Annotated in this window: 17 protein-coding genes, 2 tRNA genes and 2 pseudogenes; 11 read left to right on the top strand and 10 right to left on the bottom strand. The window is 32.3% G+C overall.

The window, feature by feature from the left end; genetic code table 11:
* Window positions 1-3: 3 nt before the first annotated feature.
* On the bottom strand, window positions 4-2,205 hold the full coding sequence (locus JBKA6_RS03430) for a DUF4954 family protein (protein WP_096685873.1): 2,202 nt from the start codon (window positions 2,203-2,205) through the stop codon (window positions 4-6).
* Window positions 2,206-2,531: 326 nt separating this feature from the next.
* Window positions 2,532-2,713, bottom strand: a pseudogene (locus JBKA6_RS08095) (hypothetical protein); the annotation flags it as partial.
* A gap of 188 nt (window positions 2,714-2,901) precedes the next feature.
* Between JBKA6_RS08095 and JBKA6_RS07925 the strand changes: the two are divergent.
* The 3 genes from JBKA6_RS07925 to JBKA6_RS07500 all read left to right on the top strand — a co-directional run bounded on the left by JBKA6_RS07925 (window position 2,902) and on the right by JBKA6_RS07500 (window position 4,597).
* Window positions 2,902-3,201, top strand: a complete 300-nt coding sequence (locus JBKA6_RS07925) for a transposase (protein WP_096685871.1) — start codon at window positions 2,902-2,904, stop codon at window positions 3,199-3,201.
* A gap of 1 nt (window position 3,202) precedes the next feature.
* Entirely contained in the window at window positions 3,203-4,201 is a 999-nt protein-coding gene (locus tag JBKA6_RS03420) for an IS1380 family transposase (RefSeq protein WP_096685869.1), read from the top strand.
* A gap of 252 nt (window positions 4,202-4,453) precedes the next feature.
* Window positions 4,454-4,597, top strand: coding sequence for a hypothetical protein (locus JBKA6_RS07500; RefSeq protein ID WP_157776919.1), 144 nt, complete (start codon window positions 4,454-4,456; stop codon window positions 4,595-4,597).
* 312 nt (window positions 4,598-4,909) lie between these two features.
* Here the strand turns inward: JBKA6_RS07500 and JBKA6_RS03415 are convergent.
* The 3 genes and pseudogenes from JBKA6_RS03415 to JBKA6_RS03405 all read right to left on the bottom strand — a co-directional run.
* Window positions 4,910-4,994, bottom strand: a tRNA-Leu gene (locus JBKA6_RS03415).
* Window positions 4,995-5,007: 13 nt separating this feature from the next.
* Window positions 5,008-5,080: transfer RNA gene (locus JBKA6_RS03410), tRNA-Gly, on the bottom strand.
* 558 nt (window positions 5,081-5,638) lie between these two features.
* Window positions 5,639-5,899 (bottom strand): annotated as a pseudogene (locus tag JBKA6_RS03405) (transposase); the annotation flags it as partial.
* Window positions 5,900-6,156: 257 nt separating this feature from the next.
* On the opposite strand from JBKA6_RS03405, the gene JBKA6_RS03400 reads away from it, so the two are divergent.
* From JBKA6_RS03400 to ribB, 4 genes are read left to right on the top strand one after another with little or no spacing between them, the layout of a single operon-like run.
* Window positions 6,157-8,502 carry an FtsK/SpoIIIE family DNA translocase gene (locus JBKA6_RS03400; protein WP_096685865.1) on the top strand — a complete coding sequence of 782 codons (2,346 nt, stop codon included), beginning with the start codon at window positions 6,157-6,159 and terminating at the stop codon, window positions 8,500-8,502.
* Window positions 8,486-9,145 (top strand): LolA family protein, encoded by a 660-nt coding sequence (locus JBKA6_RS03395; protein WP_157776918.1) that lies wholly within the window; start codon window positions 8,486-8,488, stop codon window positions 9,143-9,145. Before JBKA6_RS03400 ends, JBKA6_RS03395 begins: the two co-directional genes overlap by 17 nt.
* 2 nt (window positions 9,146-9,147) lie before the next feature.
* Complete coding sequence (locus JBKA6_RS03390) at window positions 9,148-10,641, top strand: LptF/LptG family permease (RefSeq protein WP_157776917.1); 1,494 nt, start codon at window positions 9,148-9,150, stop codon at window positions 10,639-10,641.
* A complete protein-coding gene (gene ribB / locus JBKA6_RS03385) occupies window positions 10,634-11,749 on the top strand; it encodes a 3,4-dihydroxy-2-butanone-4-phosphate synthase (protein WP_096685859.1) in 1,116 nt (371 codons plus the stop codon). Before JBKA6_RS03390 ends, ribB begins: the two co-directional genes overlap by 8 nt.
* 3 nt (window positions 11,750-11,752) lie before the next feature.
* Here ribB and JBKA6_RS03380 read toward each other — a convergent pair whose 3' ends face one another.
* Both JBKA6_RS03380 and pyrE read right to left on the bottom strand, forming a co-directional pair.
* Window positions 11,753-14,338, bottom strand: a complete 2,586-nt coding sequence (locus JBKA6_RS03380) for a hypothetical protein (RefSeq protein ID WP_096685858.1) — start codon at window positions 14,336-14,338, stop codon at window positions 11,753-11,755.
* 28 nt (window positions 14,339-14,366) lie between these two features.
* The gene (gene pyrE / locus JBKA6_RS03375; protein ID WP_096685856.1) at window positions 14,367-15,002 is read right to left on the bottom strand and encodes an orotate phosphoribosyltransferase; all 636 of its coding nucleotides are present in this window, start codon (window positions 15,000-15,002) and stop codon (window positions 14,367-14,369) included.
* A gap of 164 nt (window positions 15,003-15,166) precedes the next feature.
* Here pyrE and JBKA6_RS03370 point away from each other — a divergent pair, with 164 nt between their 5' ends.
* The 4 genes from JBKA6_RS03370 (at window position 15,167) to pyrF (ending at window position 19,193) form a co-directional block, all read left to right on the top strand.
* Complete coding sequence (locus JBKA6_RS03370) at window positions 15,167-15,664, top strand: metallophosphoesterase family protein (protein ID WP_096687357.1); 498 nt, start codon at window positions 15,167-15,169, stop codon at window positions 15,662-15,664.
* Between the two features lie 34 nt (window positions 15,665-15,698).
* Window positions 15,699-17,033 (top strand): GWxTD domain-containing protein, encoded by a 1,335-nt coding sequence (locus tag JBKA6_RS03365; RefSeq protein WP_157776916.1) that lies wholly within the window; start codon window positions 15,699-15,701, stop codon window positions 17,031-17,033.
* 243 nt (window positions 17,034-17,276) lie between these two features.
* Window positions 17,277-18,356: a peptide chain release factor 1 gene (gene prfA / locus JBKA6_RS03360; protein WP_096685853.1), complete on the top strand. Its 1,080-nt coding sequence runs from the start codon at window positions 17,277-17,279 to the stop codon at window positions 18,354-18,356.
* Between the two features lie 6 nt (window positions 18,357-18,362).
* On the top strand, window positions 18,363-19,193 hold the full coding sequence (gene pyrF / locus JBKA6_RS03355; RefSeq protein WP_096685851.1) for an orotidine-5'-phosphate decarboxylase: 831 nt from the start codon (window positions 18,363-18,365) through the stop codon (window positions 19,191-19,193).
* A gap of 802 nt (window positions 19,194-19,995) precedes the next feature.
* On the opposite strand, the gene JBKA6_RS03350 is transcribed toward pyrF, so the two are convergent.
* The 3 genes from JBKA6_RS03350 to JBKA6_RS07495 all read right to left on the bottom strand — a co-directional run bounded on the left by JBKA6_RS03350 (window position 19,996) and on the right by JBKA6_RS07495 (window position 22,671).
* Window positions 19,996-20,259, bottom strand: coding sequence for a hypothetical protein (locus JBKA6_RS03350; protein WP_096685850.1), 264 nt, complete (start codon window positions 20,257-20,259; stop codon window positions 19,996-19,998).
* Between the two features lie 7 nt (window positions 20,260-20,266).
* Entirely contained in the window at window positions 20,267-20,827 is a 561-nt protein-coding gene (locus JBKA6_RS03345) for a hypothetical protein (RefSeq protein ID WP_096685849.1), read from the bottom strand.
* 659 nt (window positions 20,828-21,486) lie between these two features.
* On the bottom strand, window positions 21,487-22,671 hold the full coding sequence (locus tag JBKA6_RS07495; protein ID WP_157776915.1) for a hypothetical protein: 1,185 nt from the start codon (window positions 22,669-22,671) through the stop codon (window positions 21,487-21,489).
* Between the last annotated feature and the right edge of the window lie 406 nt (window positions 22,672-23,077).

The raw sequence follows: 23,077 nt of genomic DNA, 5'->3' as shown, positions 1-23,077 counted from the left end.
TACCTAGCACATGCTGTTTAAAAACATCTGTTTTATACTCTCGGTCTCTTCCTTTACAGATATAATTACACTGTTTTGGTTCAACTCGCCTAAAGTATTATTCATCTCCTTAGTATTGTCGTAAACCATTTTTCTATAAGGATTTGTGTAATCTTTTTCCCTAGATGATATGACACTATCACACAGATATTCCTGAACGCTTATAGCTCTCTTGACAGAATTATTCCAAATATCGGCATTGAGATCACTACTCATTTGGATTTCTAATAATTTTAATAGAGAAATGACAGCGTGCTCAAACTTATGTTTTAAATAACCTTCTCCTAAAAGTGAATATTTATCGTGTATCGCTTCCCAAGATTCTAGTTTGCCATTTTCTATTTCAGATATGATGTCTTCCACATCGCTTTCTTTCATTAATTGCCCTCCGATATTCTTCCATTTATCATATTGATGAGTCAAATTTGTAGATTTTATAAATTCAAGTATATCCCCAAAATCTTCCACTTGAGTATAAAAATATTTACATATTGTCTTTACAGAGTAAAGAAGTATGAGGTCCTTGTATATTTTATACGACTCTTTAACTTTTAGAATGTGAACTTTTCTAGTAGAATTCTCCACATCTTCAGCTAAAATCTCTAAATAAAGATTTTCATGTTTTGACGACTCTAAATACTCTTTTTTAATTTTCGATTTATCACTAGAATCACAACAAACTATTCCAGATCTTTCAATTGCTAGATCGATGTATTCTTCTAATTTTTCAATGGCTGAAAATATTTCATCTATAGTATCTGGGGCTAGATAATCAAACTCTATATTCTGCCTTTTTTGTACCCTTTTATCCCTTTGATACATTTTTTTACAATTTCTCTCCAAAGCGTAGAAATTATATAAAAACCAATATGCTGGAATTATCTTAAGTGAGTTTTCTCTTTCGTCATTTGCAACTAATGAAAATGGAAAATCTATGCGTAGCTCATGAGGATATGAACCCTTTGACACTAAACAAAAAGATGCGAACTTACTATTGTGTTTTAAATTGACACATAAAGCAGGCCAAAAACCTCTATTAGCTATTATTTCTCCATCATTCGCCCTAGAGTTGTGGTTAGAACCTATGGTTACGCCCGCTGCTATATTGCTCTGTCCCATCACAAGAGAAGCACACAGAAAAGAATTGTTATGATGCTGCTCATGACCATTAAAAATCAAAGAATTTAATACTTCGCAACAAGATATGGTAGAATTACCCCCTAAATAAGAATTTATCAACCTAGCTCCGTATTTGAGTGTAGAGTGATCGTCCATTATAAAACGAACTGCTTTTACTCCATAAAAAACTCTACAACCATAACCTACTATTCCATTTACCATTTCTACTCCTTCACCTATCTGAGAAGGTGCAATCATACTACTATTAATTGTAGTGTTTTTTATCTTATTTACCCCCTTGATATAAGCGTGATCACCTATTTTAGTATCCTGTATCGAATGAGAGTTTCTTATGACAACACCATTGCCTATAGTTCCGTAATGCCCTCTTTTATCACTATACCTGTTATTTGTTAACCCTTTAAGCTTAGACATTAAGACATCTCTATCTCTATACTTAGACCATATATAAGCGTCGGCAGAAAGCATTCCATCAAAAGGCAAAACCGCCCTACCCTTAGACTCGTTACATATCTCTAACCAAATCCTGACATGCTCTTGCTCTCCCTCTTTTAATATGCCATTGCCAAACTTAGAGTGATTAGACGTATGGATATTGCCCAAATTAGATAGAATTACCTCATTTGCAATTTTGTAATGGGATAAATACTGAACATTACTAATAGATACATTATCACCTATATCACAAGATATAATCATACTGTCATATAACCCCACAGGAACTTTTAAAGTACTGTATTCCAAATGGCAATCTTCCAAAATGCCTATTCTAATCTTACCGTAAAACTTACAGTTTTTGACCATAGAGGCATTAAAGCCTTCACTAACGAAAATATCCTCCCAATTATTAGACTCATTGCCGTTTTTAATTAAAGATTCTATTTCTCCCTTACTCAAAGTTCTATAGTGATCTATATCTATAGACTCATCTCTAATATAGTACTCATCCTTACCTTTGGGCAAATACTCCTCAGTGATAAAGTCATACCCCAATTTAACTGCGTAACTCTTTTTTACTAACGACATAAATGCTTTCTATTCTAACGTAAATGGTTAATCCTGTGGAAGCACTAGCCCTACCCTTAGCCCTCATAACTTTCCCACATCAATTTTTAATTATCGGTAGTATGAAGAAAATTTAGGATTATTCCATTTTTTATTGGTGGGAGAATTAGTATTTTCTTTTTATTTAATACTTTGCAAATTTGCCCCAAAGATAGGGACTTCCTTACAACTTTAAGTTCAATAATGATTTTATTTAGTTTTTGCCTTACAAACTTTTATTTGGGATCATGAGATTTAATTGATGTTTTTCCCATCTGTTATTTCATAACCTGAGTTCGATTAATAAATCAAGCTAAGATGCACATTATATAAGGCCAAAAGGTTGATAGAAGATTTTTCGGGCAAAAGCTATAGGCAACAAGTCCAGAGATAAGGATTATTAGAAAAATTACCAAAAACTTCTACGCCTAGAATGTTCTATTTGACAAATATTTTTAAGCTGGTCACCGATAATTTCAGATGCAAATCTAACACCTCTTCTATCATCCTTTCAATACAACGTTTCTGAATAGTCTTTAGAACAGTTACCTTTCAATATTATTCACAAAGTATTAATTTTAACCCAGATTATTCATAGTTACCCTTTAAATATTGCGCATAAAGTGTTAATTTTAAGGCATTAAAGTCCAAAGAAACATACTTTAATATAGCCCAAAAATGAGGAATAAAAACACATTATTTTATAGAGGGAAAACTTCTGTTGAGTTAACTTTTTCATCATCAGAAATTAGCTCTGATGGATCTTTAATCATGCTTGAAAAACTAGAAAGAGATCATAGATTGATTCATTATTACAGTAAACTTTTGCCTGATACTCGAGACTCTAGATTTATTACTTATACCAGAAAGCAACAGTTAAAACAAAGGGTTTATATGATCATGTTAGGCTATGAAGACGCCNATGATGTTAATCATTTACATAACGATCCTTTAATTCNAAGATGTTCTTCAAGGTGATTTGGCTTCTCAACCTACTATATCAAGATTTGAGAATAGCTTTGACAAACAAGCTGTTTTTAAGTTTTGTGATGCGTGGTTATACAAATATGTTTCAAGTTTATCTGATCGTAAGAGAATAGTTATTGACGTAGATTCAACTGATGATCCAACTCATGGCAGTCAACAATTGTCAATGTTTAACGGTTATTATAGTCAATTCATGTACAATGAACTATTTTTTCATGATGGAAAAACAGGACAGATTATCCTTCCTGTACTCCGCCCAGGAAATAGTCATTCTAATAAATGGTATGTGAGTATTTTAAAGCGAATAATTATCAAAATACGTGAGAGTCACCCAGAGATGGAAATAATTATTAGAAGTGATAGCGGCTTTAGTTGCGCTCCTTTTTACCAATTAGTAGATGATTTTGATTTACTATATGTGACAGGCATAGCGAGCAATGAAGTTTTAAAAAGAAAGGTATCTTGGTCAAAAAATGCTGTAAAAAAAATGTATTTAGATCAGGGAGAGAAGCACCAACATTTTATGAGTTTTACGTACAAAGCCAAGAGTTGGCACAAGCCTCAACAGTGCTATTCTAAAGTTGAGAGTACAGGATTAGGGATGAACATAAGGCATTTTTCTAGTAATCTTCCCCAAAAGGATGCTAGAGAAATTTACTTTGACTTTTATGTGAAAAGAGGTGATTCAAGTGAAAATAGAATAAAAGAAGTTAAAAATATGTGTTTTTCTGATCGTTTGTCAAATCATAGTTTTCTTGCTAATTTTTTTCGACTTATGATGAGTAGTCTTGCCTATGAAATGTTTTTATTACTGAAACAGAAGATAAAGAAAACAAGATTTGAAGTAGCAAAAAAATGGTTAATCAGTTCGATTAGAACCTATCTTCTCAAGGTAGGAGCAACGATTAAAATTACCAAAAGGCGAATCTATTATCAGCTATCTAAATCTTTTGTTTACAAGGGTTTATTTCGGGAAATTATTACCCAGTAACGGTTGTTTATTTGTGAAATGAACAACCTTGGGATAGTTACGCCTTGTCGTTAAAAAACCATGTAAAAACACTAAAAAAGAGCATTGTCATCCTAAAAAAAGGTGCAAAAAAACGACAAAGAAGATGAGTTCTCTTCGATTAGTAAAAAAGTTAAGGAAAAAATATCACGTCTAATCTATTTTAGTATGACTATGAATAATGCGGGTTAAGGTGTTAAAGTCCAAAAAGACACACTTTAGATAAACTCAAAAATGAGGAGTAAAAGCATATTATTTTATAGAAGAAAAACTTCTATTGAGTTAACTTTTTCATCATCAGAAATTAGCTCTGATGGATATTTTTTCATGCTTGAAAAACTAGAACGAGATCATAGATTAAGGTTCAAGACAACTTAAGGGATAGTGTCCTGGTTACAGTGCGCATCTACTTTTTAATACTTGCGCTCCTGTGATGATAACACCCCTAGCGTGGTTAAGAATTACGACGATCTAATCATAAAACCTGAAAAGATAACTAGTGGAAAAATGGGTGTCTTAGGATCAGAAGAAAAGGCAGGAGAAAATAAAACTAATTTTAGATACTTCACTTCAAAAAAGAAGCCTATAACCCTATGAAAAAAAACTTTTTTTAAAAAAAATAAATACGCTTTTTTCTTTTCCTCTTGCTTTTGTAACTAGCTGATTATCACTAGATTAACCAGTTAAATGTACTCGGGGCGGGACTTGAACCCGCACGATCATAATGATCATTGGATTTTAAGTCCAACGTGTCTACCAATTCCACCACCCGAGCATTAAAAAAATTGAGCGAAAAACGGGACTCGAACCCGCGACCCCGACCTTGGCAAGGTCGTGCTCTACCAACTGAGCTATTTTCGCAATATAAAAGTATACTCTTCTAAAAAGAGAGATGCAAATTTATATATTTTATATCATAATGTGATAAAAAAATCTTACAAACTAATTTAGACCTTAAGATTGGCTTAATACGAATATTTGATAAAAGCCTCTGAAATAATATAAACCTTATTTCAAAAAAAAAAAGACGCTATATCATTAATGAGATGAGACGTTTTTTTTAATTTTTGGTGACACTATCTCTTAAAATGTGTAAATAAAAAATGACATATTTTTTTGTTTTTATTCATAGTCAAACTCTTTTGTAAAAAATAGTTAAAAATTGATTCAGGATTATTCCCCAATTTGGTATGGGTTTGGGGCATTTTTTTGTAACCTTCCTCAGAACTAAAAAGTAGACTTCATAACACTATCATTAGTTACCTGAGTTCGATTAATAATCACTTAGGGTAATTAAATAATTAATGGATTTAGAGTAATCTAACGCTCTAAAATTCAACGTTTTAATTCTAAAAAAAACAGGCATGATAACTTGCTCCAAAATCACAGAAATATTTTGTCTAATTGATGAATTCTGTTAGGATTAAAAGAAAAATCTCTATCTCTTGGAACTTTAGTCTTGCTCTCTCCTAATGATGCCCTAACATTCTCTGTATAATAGCCATTGTGGAAATTTGTATTGTTTGATTGCTCATATTTAGAATAATCCAAATGTGAACCTAATTCCCCTTCTAGAATCTTTTCAATCCCACGTCTCTGAATTTCTTTTAGAAATGACATCAGATCTTCTCCTGTTTTGAATTGTTTTAAGAATTCATCTTTTAATAAATCTTCTTTTTTTCATTTGTATAAAGTTTTAATTGTTTTTTTAAAATGTCTAGATTTTTCTATCCTAAATATAAATTTTACAAATTTTTCAGAATAGTGTCGGATAATGTCAATTTTCAGCATTTTATAGTATTTATAAACCATTTATTTTTAATCAAATATTAAGTCCAACTAAGGTTTTAAATTATCTCATCCCTTTAGATAACATTAACCTCTATACTCTACCATATAAATTTAAGTACATTTGCCTCAACAAATTATAACACAATATGTTTCAGCAGATAAGAAATGAGAAAAGTAAAGCCATAGCAGGTCTATTTTTAATACTTTTCAGTCTGTTTTTTGCTCTGTCTCTAATATCGTATTTTATCTTTTGGAAAGAAGATCAGAGTCAGATAATAGACCTTTGGAATTCCAATGTGAAAGTCAAGAATTTCTTAGGAAAAGTGGGCGTTTATATAGCGCATATTTTCGTTTATAACTCTTTTGGCATATCTGCTTTTCTATTGCCTTACTTGATGTTCATTTTGGGAGTATGGTGGTTGTTTAAGAAAAAAATAGCTCCTCTTTTAAAGACTCTATTTAGAACTATCATACTATCTTTTTGGATATCGCTCAGCTTTGGATTTTTAATGCCATCTATTCCTGTCTTAGGGGGAAGAATAGGTTATGCTCTGGCCGAGTATATGACTTCTATGTTGGGAAATATCGGTGTAGTATTATTTTTGATTTTCTACGCTTGTGTATATATTATCTTAAATTTTTCTTTTTCATCTAAAATAAGGTTTAATCCTTTCGCAAAAAAGGACAGAAAATCAAAAAAAGACAATCCTCATTTTTCTAAAGAAAAAACAAATAAAAAAAATGATTTTATAGAAAATGAGTATACAATAGAATCTCCATTAGGAGAAGATTCTGAACATATAAATTTATCTATTGTTAAAACAGATGAAAATGATCAAATAGAAATAGATGGGGATAAGTCGTCAGACTCTGTCAAAACCCATATGACAAGTGATGAGATGGAAATAACTGTTCTTAGAGAAGAAGAACCAGAAGACATTGCCGAAAAAATAGTTCAAAGATTAGGCAAATATGATCCTCATTTAGAACTAAGCGATTATAAATTTCCGGGCTTAGACCTCTTGAGGTCTTACGAAAACGAAGACATATCTGTAAACGAATTAGAATTAGAAGAGAACAAAAATAAAATTGTAAAGACCCTAGGAGATTATAAAATAGATATCTCTAAAATAAAGGCTACCATAGGTCCTACTATAACACTTTATGAAATAGTCCCTGCGCCAGGAGTGAAAATTTCTAAAATAAGAAGCTTAGAAGACGATATAGCATTAGGCTTATCAGCTTTGGGAATTCGTATTATAGCTCCTATTCCAGGCAAGGGAACCATAGGTATAGAAGTGCCTAATAGCGAACCTACTATAGTGTCTATGAGATCTATATTGGCTTCCAAAAAATTTCAGAATACTCCCATGGAATTGCCATGCGCTATAGGCAAGACAATCTCTAATGAAACCTTTATAGTAGATCTGGCTAAGATGCCACATTTGCTCATGGCAGGAGCTACAGGACAGGGTAAGTCTGTAGGGTTAAACGCTATTTTAACTTCTTTGTTGTACAAGAAACACCCCTCAGAAGTTAAGTTCGTTTTAGTGGATCCAAAAAAAGTAGAGCTGACTCTTTTCAATAAGATAGAAAGGCACTTTTTAGCTAAACTGCCAAATTCTGAAGATGCTATCATAACAGATACGACAAAGGTTATATATACTCTTAACTCTCTTTGTATAGAGATGGATAGTCGTTACGAGTTGCTCAAAGATGCCATGGTGCGTAATATAAAAGAGTACAACGAAAAATTCTTACAGAGAAGATTAAATCCCGAAAATGGACATCATTATCTTCCATATATAGTTTTGGTAATAGATGAGTTTTCTGATTTGATCATGACAGCCGGAAAAGAGGTAGAAACACCTATTGCTCGTTTAGCACAATTGGCAAGAGCCATAGGTATACATCTTATAATAGCTACTCAACGACCGTCTGTAAATGTCATCACGGGTATTATAAAAGCCAATTTTCCAGCTCGTATAGCCTTTAGAGTTACATCTAAAATAGATTCTAGGACAATATTAGACATAGGAGGAGCAGATCAATTGATAGGGAAAGGAGATATGTTGTATTCCTCAGGAAGTGAAATAGTGCGTCTGCAATGTGCTTTTATAGATACTTCAGAAGTGGAAGACCTAACTGAATTTATAGGCAGCCAGAGAGCATATCCAAAACCTATGATGCTTCCAGAATATGAAGGAGAAGAAGAAAACACAAAAGGAGACATAGACCTAGATGATAGAGATAGTAAATTTGAAGAAGCAGCTAGATTAGTGGTTATAAACCAACAGGGATCAACATCTTTTTTACAGAGAAAATTGAAATTGGGATATAATAGAGCTGGAAGGATCATAGATCAGCTAGAAGCTTCGGGAATTATAGGGCCATTTGAAGGAAGTAAATCCAGACAGGTTCTCATAACAGATATAAACTCTCTAGAAATCATTTTGAATGATAGCAAAAAAAAAGATGAAAAATTCATATAGAATAAATATGCGTTTTTTCTGCTACTTATTGTTGTTTACACATTTAGTATTTGCACAAAAAAGATCATCTCGAGCAAAAGAATTATTAGATGGAGTATCTAAAAACATAGAGTCCTTTGAAAATATCACTCTAAATTTTCGTATACAGCACATATCTGAGAATTTTGAAAAGTTTGAATCAGAAGGTACGATAATACTAAAGCAGAACAAATACTTACTAAACTTTATGGAGAGCATACAACTTTTTGATGGAAAAAAAGTATATCAGATTATGGACTCCGAAAAAGAGATAAACATATCTAATCACTCCCATGACAATAGCTCTATCAACCCTGTAAATATATTTACCCTTTACAAAAAGGGATTTGAAACAGAAATGGATATTGTGCAGAAAGTTCAAAAACGATTGTTACAATACATAAAGCTAACACCTAAAAAAGATATCAACAAAGAAATAGATTACATATTATTAGCTATAGAAAAAGAAAAAATTATCCCGTATAAGATTATTCAGATAAATAAAAATAAATCTAAAACAACAATAGAGATTACTAAATTCGAGACAAATACTGAATTAGGTAAAGACACTTTTTCTTTTGATGAAAAAAAATATAAAGATTACTTTATAAACAGAATTGATTGACAGTGAAAAAGTTAGACATATTTATATTAAAGAAATTCATAACGATTTTTGTCACCATATTTCTCATAACTCTCTTCGTATTTCTGATGCGTTTTTTCTATCTGTATATAGATGAGTTCGTAGGGAAAGGATTAGAAGTTTCTGTCATATTACAAATGGTTTTGTATTTCATTCCCAGTTTGATTCCCGATATGCTGCCCTTGGCCATATTATTGACATCTATAATGACACTGGGTAAAATTGGAGAATCATTCGAACTAGCAGCTATGAAATCGGCAGGACTGTCTCTGTATAGGATTATTCGTCCTTTAATGATATTTATATTACTGGTCAGTTGTGGAGCATTTTTATTTTATAATTACACCATTCCCTACTCCAGTTATAAGTCTAAAAATTTATACTGGAATATCTCTAGAGTAAAGCCAGCTTTAAACATAAAGCCCAATGTGTTTAACAACTTGGTGGAAGGATTCAATATTCGAGTATCGAAAAAATATGGGGAAAATGGCAATATGCTAAAAGATGTCATTATATATGATTATTCTAATGGAATAAAATACAAAAGAATTATAACTGCTAGTCGAGGAGAAATGAAAATAGATGATGATACTAATACATTGATATTCTCTTTAGAAGACGGATATATTTATGAAAACGTAAAAGTAGATTCAGAACAAGGGCGTAAGAATAGGCCTTTCACTAAAGCTAAATTCGAAGAAAATATACTATACGTAGATCTATCTCCGCTTAAAAACACCGACTTAAATTCGGAAATATCCTCTAAGGAGTATTCTATGTTAAATATCTCTCAAATCTACGACAGGATGGACACTGTTAAACTCGAAAGCAGAAAGCAAATACAAGATGTTAGTACTCGTAACTACAATCAAATACACAGTATCAGAAGTAATTCAAGTGAAATAGATAATATCGATATAGCGAGTATAGATGAGACTAGTTTTTTGAATGTATGGCCTAAAAACAGCACTTTCAAATCTTTAGACAGCTTACAAAGCAGAATAGCAAACTCAGATCAGACGTATTTAATTCAAACTGGTATAGATAACATAAGACGCAAATATGAGGATATAAAAAGGGAACTGGAGATGGCTAAATATCGAAAGACCACACTGGCAAAATACGAGATAGAAATACATAAGAAATACGCTTTGTCTTTTAATTGTCTGGTGTTGTTTTTCATAGGAGCGCCTCTAGGTGCAATTATTAGGAGAGGCGGCATGGGAGCTCCCGTAGTAATAGGTATTGTGATATTTCTACTCAACTACGTAATGTCTAGATCTGGACAACATATGGGGGAAGAATTAAAATTATCTCCATTTTTAGCTGTGTGGTATCCATCGATGTTTCTATTACCTTTTGGAATATGGTTGACTAGAAAAGCTACAAACGATTCTAAGTTATTTAATATCGAGGTGTATATCAACCCTTTTAGAAAATTAATTAGGTATACTAAAAACAAAAAAAACAATGCATAAACTAGATAGTATAGAAGAGGCGATAGAAGACATAAAACAAGGAAAGATAATCATAGTTGTAGATGATGAAAATAGAGAGAATGAAGGGGATTTTGTAGCTGCAGCAGATATGGCGACTCCTGAAATGGTAAACTTTATGTCAAAACACGGCAGGGGACTTATATGCACTCCACTATTAGAAGAACGATGTGCAGAATTAGACCTTCATTTGATGGTAGGAAAAAATACAGACCCTAAAGAGACGGCTTTTACTGTTTCTGTAGATAAGGCCGGAGATGGTTGCACTACGGGAATATCAGCTTCTGATCGTTCCAAAACCATAAAATCTCTAGTAGATATAAACACTAAAAGTGAAGACTTGATCAGGCCAGGACATATATTTCCTCTAAGAGCTAAGAAAGGGGGCGTTCTCAGGAGAACAGGTCATACAGAGGCAGCAGTAGATTTAGCCAAACTAGCAGGGCTGACGCCCGCTGGAGTTTTAGTAGAAATAATGAACGACGATGGAAGTATGGCCCGATTGCCAGATCTGTTCGATATCGCAAAAAAATTTGATCTAAAAATAATATCTATAGAGGATTTAGTCGCATACAGGATGAAACATGATTCCTTAATAGAACAATTAGACAGCTTTGATATATCTATCAAATACGGAAAATTTAAGCTCTTAGTCTTTCAGCAGACTACTAATGAAAAGATCCACTTTGCCTTTATAAAGGGGACGTGGACAGAAGATGAAACGGTATTGGTGAAAGTATATTCTGCTATAAACAACGATTTTTTAACCTTGATAAAATCATCTGATTCAGACATGTCCCAAATAGATAGGGCCTTTAAAAAAATAGAAGATCAAGGGAAAGGAGTCTTTATTTATATAAATCAAACTGAAGATACTATCTCTATAAATAACAAGATAAATGCCTTAAAAAACGATGAGATAGATCTCTTAAAAGAAGATGAAAAAGATTTTGGGATAGGTGCCCAAATAATACACAGCATAGGTCTGAGCAAGATAAAAATATTAACCAAAAAAGCGACTAAAAAAACAACTAAAAAAGTGGGCTTGATAGGTTATGGAATAGAAATAGTAGAAAATGTAGAGTACTAAATATTACTTATTATGTACTACATAATTAGATATTACTCCTTTTTTAGTAGTCGTAATGAGGTTTAATATTCCACTATTATCCATATCATCTAAAATAACTGGCAAATTACAGTACAGAGGGAATCCTTTTATAAGATTAGTGTCTCCATCTAATAAATAAACTGAATTGTTATTTACATTCAGAAAAGATATGTATGTACTATTTCCTATTTCAAATGCTTTGAGATGATCCACAGATCCATCTATTGTATATTCAAGAGGTCTGCCCCCTTTATTGAAGTATATTTTATTTCCATTAGATATTAAAAGTCCCTTAGATAAATTTTGAGTTTTATGATTGTTATCTAAAGTTTGTAACTTTTCCTTTTGTGTCCTGCCTGAAGTGTCAAACATCAACAGTTCTCCTGTATTTAACGTTATATTCCAATGATCATGATTCCAAAATACAGGATTGTTAGACAGTGGATATTCTCCAGAGATTTTAACCCTATCTTCTCCCCTTCTATTTAATATGTTTATCCCTCCAGATTTTTTAGTGACCACTATGTAGTCTTTGCCTTTTATTCTAAAAAAAGTCGGTGACATAGATATATCTGTTTTTCCTCCTTTAAAATTAAATCCCTTGACTTTATTGCCCTCTTTATCATACATATATAAATCTTTCATCGAAGCAATGACAAAGCGATAATCCCTGTTTTTATCGTAATCAAAAACGGAAACCCCATGTGTAGTGCTAGGAATTTTTATGGGAAAATTATCTAAATAATTACCTTCCCTATCTACTATATAAAGCTTATCAGCAGTGTTAAAGACCATTTGATATTTATTGTTCTTGTAAATGTCGACTACACTGATATTTCCTATTATAGGACTCTTTATATTTTTTTTCCAAAGTATTTTCCCTGAATTACTTATGAGGTAAATAGTATTCATGTCGTCTTGTATGAATATCTCTTTTTTCTTAGTGTAGTGATTTACAAACAACTGAGGAGCAAAAGAGGTAGTGTTATCTAGTTTAACACTCCAGAGTTGGTTGATTTCATTTTCTCTCTTTTTAGAATAATTAAAAACCACATTTGTAAAAAAATTCTTGTCCTCGGCAGAAGCCTGTACAAAACAGTATTTAAAATTATTAAACCTATCTGCGCTCCACTCTCTAAATATATTTTTATACTCCTTAGATAGATTATAATCTACATTGTTAGATATATTTATATTCTTAGTTATAAACAACATATTAGAATATTTCAATAGATCGTTTTTAAACTCCATATACTGCTTACTATATCCAAGAGAATTTTTCTGTAGACTATTGTCAATCACATTTTTTATATGATACACATTGTCAGAGAAAACGATTGAATCGTCTAGATAAATGAAATAGGGGTTTTTCAAAGAACTGTATAAGTTTCCAAACACGTGTTTTAATATATTCTCATATTTAAACATGTATATTTTTTCTCCTCTGTATTCTATAATATTTTTGTCAGTTATAGAACTTAATTCTTCTAAAGCTTTTTCATTATTACTTGAAGATACAAAGGCTATCATATCTCCTGCCGAATCTTTATTCTTTGAGTTAGTATACACTCCTGCTATTTGGCCTTCAAACCATTTGTGAAAAATTTCATACGGTTCAAAAGGATATGCATCGCCCGCTTTTTTTATGTAATTATGCTTGCCCTGTAACTCTAAATAATTACTGTATTTCTTTTGAAATAAATTTAATTTTCCTATACGTAATACCCAGGCATGAGAAGTGTTTGATGGAAAATTTTTATCTATAATTATTTCAGCAGGGTCTGTATCTCTCAAGATATTTATAAACATAGGAATAGAATCACTGCCGCGGGTCAATCCAGACATAGTGATTTTTAGGTCATCTATATTTAGATCTAATCCTGTCCAGTCTGCAAAGTGTTCTAATTCTTGATCGAACTTTGGAAAAATGCATTTTAAAATACGAGAGACATACTTATAATTGACATAAATATTGCATTCACTATTTGGATTTGCGGTTTTGTATATCTTTCTAAAATTGGGATTGTCTATTACATTAAGAGGTGAATTAAGGTTTTTTATGGCGTCTTCTACAATGATTTTCTCATCGGTAAAAAACAATACATTATCTTTTATGGTAAAGTAAAAAACACTATCATCCTTTAAAGTCAGATTCAAAACTTTTATTCCATCGTAGATAATACTGCTTACTTTTCCTTTTTTTTTGAGGTAATTGACCAAGTCTTGATAAGCTATGTTTTGTGCCTTTAAAATAAATAGATAGCTATATGCTAAAGGGCCTACATCTATAATAGACATAATAGATTTCTTAGATTTTGTATAATGTTGAAATTCCTCTAAAAACGAAATAGCATAATCATACTTTGAAAGTATATTTTTCTTATGCTCAACACTATCTAATCTTTTAAAGAACTTGGATTCTTTTAATTTATCATAAGTATTATTAATATCTGAGCTATCTAATATTAGAGCACTATTGGTAGGTACAAAATCTATAAGAGAAATGTCATCTTTGCTACAACCTAAAATCAGCAGGATTGATAAAATTATAATCGGCTTTATTCTCATACCATTTCACACTTATAAAGTTGAAATTTCATTTACTACAAGAGTCTTTCCATTTTTTTATCTTTTCTATATCTTCACCTATTATATATTTTTTCTGTATGGCTCTTTTCAATACAATATCGCAATTTGTTAGAGTTAGTAATTCACAGTTTTCAGCAGAAAAATTATCTTTTGATATCTTAAAGCCATAAGAGAATACGGCCATTACACCTAATACTTTAGAACCGACATCCTTCAAAGCCCTAACGGCATTTAAACTACTAGTTCCACTGCTTATAAGATCTTCTACGACTAATACTCTTGCACCTTTAGGGAGAGAACCTTCTATTTGATTTTTTGTCCCGTGTTTTTTTTGTTCAGAGCGTACATACACAAAAGGCAAGCCCAATTCTTGGGCTACCAAAACCCCCATAGCTATGGCACCTGTAGCTACTCCAGCTATAATATCTATATTTGTGAATTTTTCTTTTACTACCTCTACGATGAATCTCTTTATTTGTTCTCTAGAATTTACATCTGACAGTATAAGTCTATTATCACAATACATAGGTGATTTTATATCCATTTTACTAAAGGTGAAAAGCTGTTGGGTAGATATCTTCACCGCTTTGGAATCTAAGAGCAAATCTGCAGTTTTTAGAGCGATTTCATCATTCAATGACATTGGAATATTATGAGAAGGTTATATGATTTATAATCGGAGGCCCAAAAATAATTAAAAAAAAAACATAAAAATTGACATTGCTTCTCATGAGGAATAAATTTTGAATTGTTTAATTTTGGAATGTCCAATTTTTGGAATACCATAAAAAATTTACACCAGAAAAATTGAAAAAAATTCTATTGTTATCAGATACTCACGGCCATATAGACAACACTGTTATAAAATATGCTAAAATGTCTGATGAAATTTGGCACGCTGGTGATATTGGAGATATAAAAGTAACTGATCAACTGAAAAATATAAAACCTATTAGAGGAGTATTTGGCAATATAGACGATCATATAATACGAAGAGAATTCCCTTTGCATAACAGATTTTTTTGTGAAAAAATAAGTGTGTGGATAACTCATATTGGAGGATACCCAAATAGATATCACAGCAGCATACGAGATGAGATAAATAATAATCCTCCTAAATTATTTATATGTGGACACTCTCATATTCTTAAGGTAATGCACGATAAAAAATTAGATCTTTTACACATGAATCCAGGAGCCATAGGAAAAGTTGGATTTCACAGAGTTAGAACTATGCTGAGTTTTATAATAGATGGAGATGATATACAAAAATTACAAGTGATAGAAATACCTAGAGACGTATGAATGCGTACCTCTTTAGGTGCCAAAATAAATGATTATGTATAGATTATTGTGTTTAATAGTTTTTCTACAATTGTGCAGTTGCAATAGTGCTAATCCTTATCTGGATAAGATAAATACTAAGATTGAAAATACTTTTAACAGTAGAAAAAAAAATATAACTACAGAACCGAAATATAAAGTATTTCACATTTCAAATACTGAGAGCAGGCTCTATTACAAAGTGTGGAATGGAATGTTTTTGTATAAAAAAGAAGCGAATAAAAAAAATTACAAATCAAGTGCCAGCCTGAAAATACAAATATCTCTAATTGACAATATTGATATTGTTAAACACGAAAAGACAATAGACTTGTCTAAATCAAAAAAGAAGATAAATCCAAATACCTATATAAGTGGACATCTAGACTTGAATATAGATCGTGGAAAGGATTATTTATTTACAATTTCTTTGGAAGACAATAACAGGAATTACACTAACAAAATAACACTTCATGTAGATAAGACGGATAAAAACTCTAAAGAAAATTTTATGATTCTAGATAGTTTAGAAAATATCTGTTTTGATAACTTTATAACTGCTGAAAAAATTAAAATTAAAACACCAAATTCTAGAGAAAAAATATTTATCAGTTCTTATCCTATAGATCAAAGAGTATCTACACCGCCTTATCACATAGATACGGTCTCTATTAACATGGAAAGGGACACTGTAAATACTGTTTTTTCAGACAGCATGTTAACTTTTGAAAAAATAGGTCTTTACCACTTACAAAGAGACACTACTATGTTATCGGCAACTTCTGTTTTAAAATCATATGAAGGCTATCCCTTAATAGCTAGAAAAGAAAATATAGCTCTCCCTTTAATCTACATACTCCAAAAAGAAGAGATAGAAGAAATCTTAGCAAGTGAAAATTCTAAATCTTCAGCTGAAAAATATTGGTTAAACATATCTAATGGGAAAGCACAGACAGCACGAAAGCTAATAATGACTTACTACAATAGAGTAGAATATGTCAACCGCAAATTTTCTAACACAAAAGAAGGGTGGAAAACAGATAGAGGTATGTTATATATAGTATTTGGCCCTCCCTCTACAATCGTTAAAAGAATAGATCAAGAGATATGGATATATGGAAAAGAAAACACCTCTCTACCTATAGAATTTGTCTTTGATATGGTCAAAAACCATTTAAATGAAACAGAATACATTATTAAGAGAGGAAACAGCTATAAAGAGATTTGGGACATCGCTTTGGAAACTTGGAGATCTGGCAATATATTTGATGAGCAAGAAATCATAATAGTCCAGGAAAACTACGAACTAGAACAACAAAATAGAAATATGACACAAAGATTAAGATTTTAAATTATATCTATTTCTCTTTATCAATGACATTTTATCCTTATAAAATAAGGTTCAAGACAACTTAACCCTGAGTATTCATAGTCATGCGATTTTTTCAGGTTAAATCTATCGTTTTTATCGAGTATTTCCAAGTAATTAATCAAACTCAGGTTAGCAGGAATTCAAGTCAAAATACTCACGCCTATTTTCATGACATTTTTTTAAATTAATTTTGCCAAGGCCTAATAAAAATTAACAAACTCAGTGTTAGATAAATTAAACTCCATACAAAATAGATTTGATGAAATTTCAGATCTGATCATTCAACCTTCTGTAATCACAGATTCTAGGAGATATATAAAGCTAAATAAAGAGTATAAGGAATTATCTAAACTGGTAGAGGCAGCCAATGAATACAAGGCCTTGTTAAAGTCTTTAGATGAGGCAAAGCAGATTATCTCTGAAGGAACGGATCAAGAGTTAGTGGAGTTAGCAAAGGAGGAATTGGATGAGTTAAATAAAAACGTATCTCTTATGGAAGAAGAGATAAAAATTCTCATGATTCCAAAAGATGAGGAAGACTCTAAAAATGCTATGGTAGAGATAAGAGGAGGAACAGGTGGAGATGAGGCTGCTATATTTGCAGGAGATCTGTATAGAATGTACATAAAACACGCTGAGACTAAGAATTGGAAGACAGAACTAATAGACTTCAGTGAAGGCACTATGGGTGGTTTTAAAGAAATAGTATTTAGTATTTCTGGAGAAAACGTTTATGGCACCATGAAATTTGAAGCAGGAGTTCACAGGGTTCAAAGGGTTCCTCAAACTGAAACACAAGGTAGAATTCACACTTCTGCCGCTACGGTGATGGTATTTCCCGAAGCAGAAGAATTCGATGTAGAGATAAACATGAAAGATATCCGAAAGGATTTATACTGTTCTTCAGGTCCTGGAGGACAGTCTGTCAACACGACTTATTCTGCCGTGAGGCTTACCCATATTCCAACTGGAATAGTGGCTCAGTGCCAAGATCAAAAATCTCAACTTAAGAATTTTGATAAGGCTTTGAATGTATTGCGTTCTAGAATATACGAAATGGAGCTACAGAAAAAGAATGAAGAAGATTCTAAAAGGAGAAAATCTATGGTGGTCTCTGGAGACCGCTCTGCTAAAATAAGGACTTATAACTATCCACAAGGAAGGGTTACGGATCATAGAATAGGACTGACTGTATACAACCTTCAAGATGTGATTAACGGAGATATAGAAAAATTTTCAGAATCGTTGAAAATAGCAGAAAACATGGAAAAGCTAAAAGAAGACGAAGACTTTTTAGGTTGATAAAAAATGACTCCAAAACTCTTAGTAGAGCAAATTAAAAAGAAGAAATCCTTCTTGTGTGTGGGTTTAGATACGGATTTATCTAAGATTCCACCTCATCTCTTAGAATTAGACGATCCTATTTTTGCTTTTAACAAACAGATAATAGATTCTACTCATGAGTTTGCTGTGGCTTATAAGCCAAATATAGCTTTCTATGAAGCGGAAGGTATAAGTGGATTAGAGTCTTTAAAGAAGACTATGGATTATCTAAACACTCATTATCCAGAAGTATTTACAATAGCAGATGCAAAAAGAGGAGATATAGGCAATACTTCTAAAATGTATGCTAAAACTTTTTTTGAATATTTCAATTTTGATGCAATTACAGTAAGTCCATATATGGGGGAAGACTCTGTAAGTCCTTTTTTATCCTATAGAGATAAAACCACTATAATTTTAGTGTTGACTTCTAATTGTGGAGCTTATGATTTTCAGACCAAGATTTTGGATAATTCTCAAGAGTTGTACAAAAGGGTTTTGGAGACTGCTAAAAAATGGGATGTCCATGGAAATATGATGTTTGTAGTTGGAGCTACGAAAGCTGAATATATCTCTGATATAAGAAGTATCGTTCCTGATGACTTTCTCTTAATACCTGGAATAGGTGAGCAAGGTGGAGATTTATCCCAAGTTTGCAAATATGGGATTAATAGCGATATTGGTCTGCTCATAAACTCTTCACGTGGTATTTTATACAGCGATAGAACTAAGAACTTCGCTGCCTCAGCCAGGGCTAAAGCTTTAAATCTTAGTTTTCAGATGGGAGAACAGATAAAAATTAGTCTATATAAATAAAGTTAGTTCTGAAAAAAAACGAAGCTGTCTCAAAACCGAGGCAGCTTTTTTTGTTTAAAAGTGTAGTTTTTTTTATCTGTTAGTTTATCTCACTAACTGATTGATAATCAAATAGTATGAATACAAATTTCAGGAACTACAACCAACGACAAAATTGGCTTTTTCCACCTAGTATCTAAGAATTGATTCCTGCAGATCATCCTGCGCAAGTTGCCAATGGCGTGATTGAACAGATGATGCTCAAAGTAATGGTATTATGCCTACATGGATAATACCTATTCTTCAAGAAAAATTGACAAGGCAATGCGTGAAAACATCATTTATATGTGACTTTCAGCTCAATAGGTAGTAGATCACAATACCATTGTTCGCTTGCATAGTAAAAAACTCAAGACCATTTTTAAAGATATTTTCAAACAAGTGGTCTTGTTATTGGCAGATGAAGACTTGTTAACTCGGATTATTCACGGTTATATTTCTAATATTGGGTATAAGTGTTAATTTTAAAAGGCTTTAACCAAAAACAACCATTTTACATAAAGCCCAAAAGTGGAGTATTAAAGTACATTATTTATAATCTGAATTAGATTGATAATTACTCAGAAATACTGAGTAAAACAATATTTTTAACTTGAGAAATTCATATAACTATGAACAATTCGGGTTAAAAAGAAACTAAAATGTAGCTCTAAATACCAAAAATTAAAAAACCGCCTCATTTCATTAATGAGACGGCTTCCTTCTTATTGAAATACTTTGATATAAAATCTATCTCAATATTACTTACTTAGACTAACTAGTATTACTGGCCGTTGCCGTTAGCTTGGGCTGCTTTTTTATATATAGTAGCAGTATAATTTCTTGTAAACAAGACAATACTGCCTTTTTTGTATACAAAAGGGATAGTAGCTGTATACTTATTAGCATTCTGGCTATCTGCTGTAAATACATATCCCTCAGTTTTAAATGCTTCAAGAGTAATGCCAAATGAAGCAGGAATATCTCCTGCGGTAGTAGCTATAGTTAATTTTAAAGTTACTGGACTTGAAGTATCTGCTTTTAACAACCCATCTTCACCCCCCGAAGGTTATTGTTTCATCGCTATTACTTACTGCTGTAGCATCAACATCTGCATCGATAGCAGTATTGCCCTCTGCAGGCGCTTTAGTACTAGCTAGAGTTGCGTTAACACCCTTAGGAGCTTTTAAAGCAATAATTCTGTACTTACTTTTACTAGTACCATCTTCAGCTGTAACTGTATATTCTACACCTGATTGGGATAGGTCAGGACTTGCAGCACTTGGCTTGACAACTCCAAGAGTTTGCTCTATTTTATTTTTAGGATCTATTGTAGCTTTATCAGAGATAGCTATTGTAGGCTTAACCTTAGTAGTATTATCTATTGTAGCTCCATTAGCTAATAAAGCGATATAATACTTATTAGTTCCAGCAGTAATTTCTTTTGCTGCTAATTCTGTTCCTTTTATTCCTAGAGAAGCATTAAGGGTTTTCTCTAATTTGACAGAAGTAATCTGATTCTTGTCACTCCTTTCTACTTTATCTTTCTTGTCACAAGATAACATAGTTCCCACAAAAATCATACCTAAAAGGATTTTATTAAACTTTAAGTTCATATTTATTTTATTTTAAAAGCTAATTACAAACGACAAATATCGCTCAACCATAAATCAGAATCACAAAAAACAACCCAAACGAAGTTGCTAAAATAATTTTAAACAAAATTTTATTATATGCAGACCTCTATCTTTTTCGAAAAACTGATTGCAAGCTTACAAACTAAATTTTAAAGGAAACAACCATTTTTAAGAAAATAATTTAATCATTATTAATTTACACTAACGCTTGATTTATATAGGCTTATAGCCGTTTTTTTATACGCTGCTTTTAGCGTTAAGTAAGTAAAACACATCAAACCTGAGTTCGATTAATAAAGACGTTTGAATCCTTTGGTTTTATTCGGATTTAAGGAAACACCCCTTTAGTTTTTGGCTCTTTTGTGTGTTTATGAGACGATTTAATAGAAAATTAACAATTTTCGCGCAAAAAACATTCAATTTATTACAAATACGAGTCTCTTTAATCCCAGTTAATTCAAGGCTTTCGGCTGTTTTAAGTAAGCAAATTATTAATCGAACTCAGGTATCAAGTTTTTGAGATAGGCTAAAAAAAACAGGGACATAAAAAACACCCCTGCGAATTAAACTAAAAGCGCATTCTAATAAATAGAACACGCTAAATAATCAAAGATTGAAAAAAGCTAAAACCCTCTTAACTATGTTTTTTTGTATATAATTGCCCTATAAGTTCTTGTGAACTTTTTTGAACTTATCGTATAAGAGATTGGAAGATCTGCCTCATAAGTGCGAGCGTCTTGTCCACTACTTCCTTTCTTTGTGAAAGTAGCACTAGTTGGAAATTTACTAATTGTCACACCTGGAAAAGATAGAGGACTAACGGTTTCTACAGTTATACCATTTAAAGTCACAGATTCGCCAACACTAGTTTTTAAAACAGCTTTATCTAGAGAGCCAAATTCTATAATCTCGTTAAGATTATCAACACTTGTTGAAAAAACATCTATCTGAGGAATAGTAGTAGTGACACCAGCACCAGCACCAGCACCAGCACCAGCACCAGCACCAGCACCAGCACCAGCACCAGCACCAGTACCAGTACCAACACCACCAGCACCACCACCAGCACCACCACCAGCACCACCACCAGTACCACCAACACCACCACCAGTACCACCAGTACCACCGACACCACCAGCACCACCTAAAGAAGCGGGAGCAGTAACAGTATTTTCAATATTCTCGCTATTAGCAGAAGTAGAGATTTTAGTTTTAAATGGTATGACAATATTAAAAGCTGGCAAAGCAATAACTCTAAAAGTATCAACATCCTCACTCTCAGCTGTAACTGTATACTCTACACCCGACCGTTCTAGATTAGGATATTTATTATCCCCTTTTGCTAAAACAATTTTAGATAGAGCTTGAGGCACTCCAGTATCAGGGGATATCTTAGCCTTAGGTGAAACAACAATCGTAGGAGTAAAACTATTAGCCTTGAGAACATTAAGCACATCTTCTGTATTGATAGCAGGAATAGTAGGCTCTGTTATGCTAGTAACTCCAGTCCCCCCAGCGCTACCAACGCCACTAGCACTAGAAGTACTAGCTTGAGTGGTGATACTATTCATAAAACTAGGGGGTGTAGCAACACCACTAGGCAATAAGATTAGATAAATCGATGATCCCATAGGGGAATTAACTATTTGCGCTTCTATATCAGATCTGCCCATTATATTAGGGTTTTTTAATGCCTCTAGTTTAAAACTAGTAATAGAGTTGTTCTTGTCACGTTTTTCTATTTTTTTAGATTTCTTATTGCAAGAATATACCGCAGTGATAAAAAATATTCCCAAAAGGAATCTGTTAAAATTTAAGTTCATATCTTTTGTTAATGTTATAATCCCAATACTATTTTTTCCCTTGTAGGAATCTACTTAATTAGCGGCTAAGATACAAAACTTAAAGCTACCCTTGTAGGTTTTTAAATAAAAAACTTAAATATGAGTTTAATTGACAAACACTCCAATTAGAAGAACAATTTATTGCTCTCAGTGAGAGAAAAATATATTTGGGATGAAAACTAAATAGAGCATCAGAATAAAGAGCTCATTTAACTATGGGAAATCCTGATTTGTCAAATGAGAAATTTAGAGCTTTACAACCTGAGTTCGATTAACCCTGGATTATTCATAGTCATATGATTTTTTCAAGTTAAAAATATTGTTTTACTAAGTATTTCTGATCTAATTCAGATTAAATAATGTACTTCAATTCCTGACTTTTGGG

Origin of the sequence: Ichthyobacterium seriolicida (assembly GCF_002369955.1) — a bacterium.
Taxonomy (GTDB): Bacteria; Bacteroidota; Bacteroidia; order Flavobacteriales; family Ichthyobacteriaceae; genus Ichthyobacterium; species Ichthyobacterium seriolicida.
The sequence above is the reverse complement of the archived record's forward strand: the minus strand, read 5'-3'. Positions and strand labels throughout refer to the sequence as shown.

Excerpts from the sequence above, each read along its gene's own strand:
- JBKA6_RS03430 (WP_096685873.1), bottom strand. The coding sequence starts at position 2,205 with ATGTCGTTAGTAAAAAAGAGTTACGCAGTTAAATTGGGGTATGACTTT.
- JBKA6_RS03380 (WP_096685858.1), bottom strand. The coding sequence starts at position 14,338 with ATGAGAATAAAGCCGATTATAATTTTATCAATCCTGCTGATTTTAGGT.
- JBKA6_RS07500 (WP_157776919.1), top strand. The coding sequence starts at position 4,454 with ATGAGGAGTAAAAGCATATTATTTTATAGAAGAAAAACTTCTATTGAG.
- JBKA6_RS03345 (WP_096685849.1), bottom strand. The coding sequence starts at position 20,827 with ATGAACTTAAAGTTTAATAAAATCCTTTTAGGTATGATTTTTGTGGGA.
- pyrE (WP_096685856.1), bottom strand. The coding sequence starts at position 15,002 with ATGTCATTGAATGATGAAATCGCTCTAAAAACTGCAGATTTGCTCTTA.
- JBKA6_RS07495 (WP_157776915.1), bottom strand. The coding sequence starts at position 22,671 with ATGAACTTAAATTTTAACAGATTCCTTTTGGGAATATTTTTTATCACT.
- JBKA6_RS03365 (WP_157776916.1), top strand. The coding sequence starts at position 15,699 with ATGTATAGATTATTGTGTTTAATAGTTTTTCTACAATTGTGCAGTTGC.
- pyrF (WP_096685851.1), top strand. The coding sequence starts at position 18,363 with ATGACTCCAAAACTCTTAGTAGAGCAAATTAAAAAGAAGAAATCCTTC.
- ribB (WP_096685859.1), top strand. The coding sequence starts at position 10,634 with ATGCATAAACTAGATAGTATAGAAGAGGCGATAGAAGACATAAAACAA.
- JBKA6_RS03400 (WP_096685865.1), top strand. The coding sequence starts at position 6,157 with ATGTTTCAGCAGATAAGAAATGAGAAAAGTAAAGCCATAGCAGGTCTA.
- JBKA6_RS03395 (WP_157776918.1), top strand. The coding sequence starts at position 8,486 with ATGAAAAATTCATATAGAATAAATATGCGTTTTTTCTGCTACTTATTG.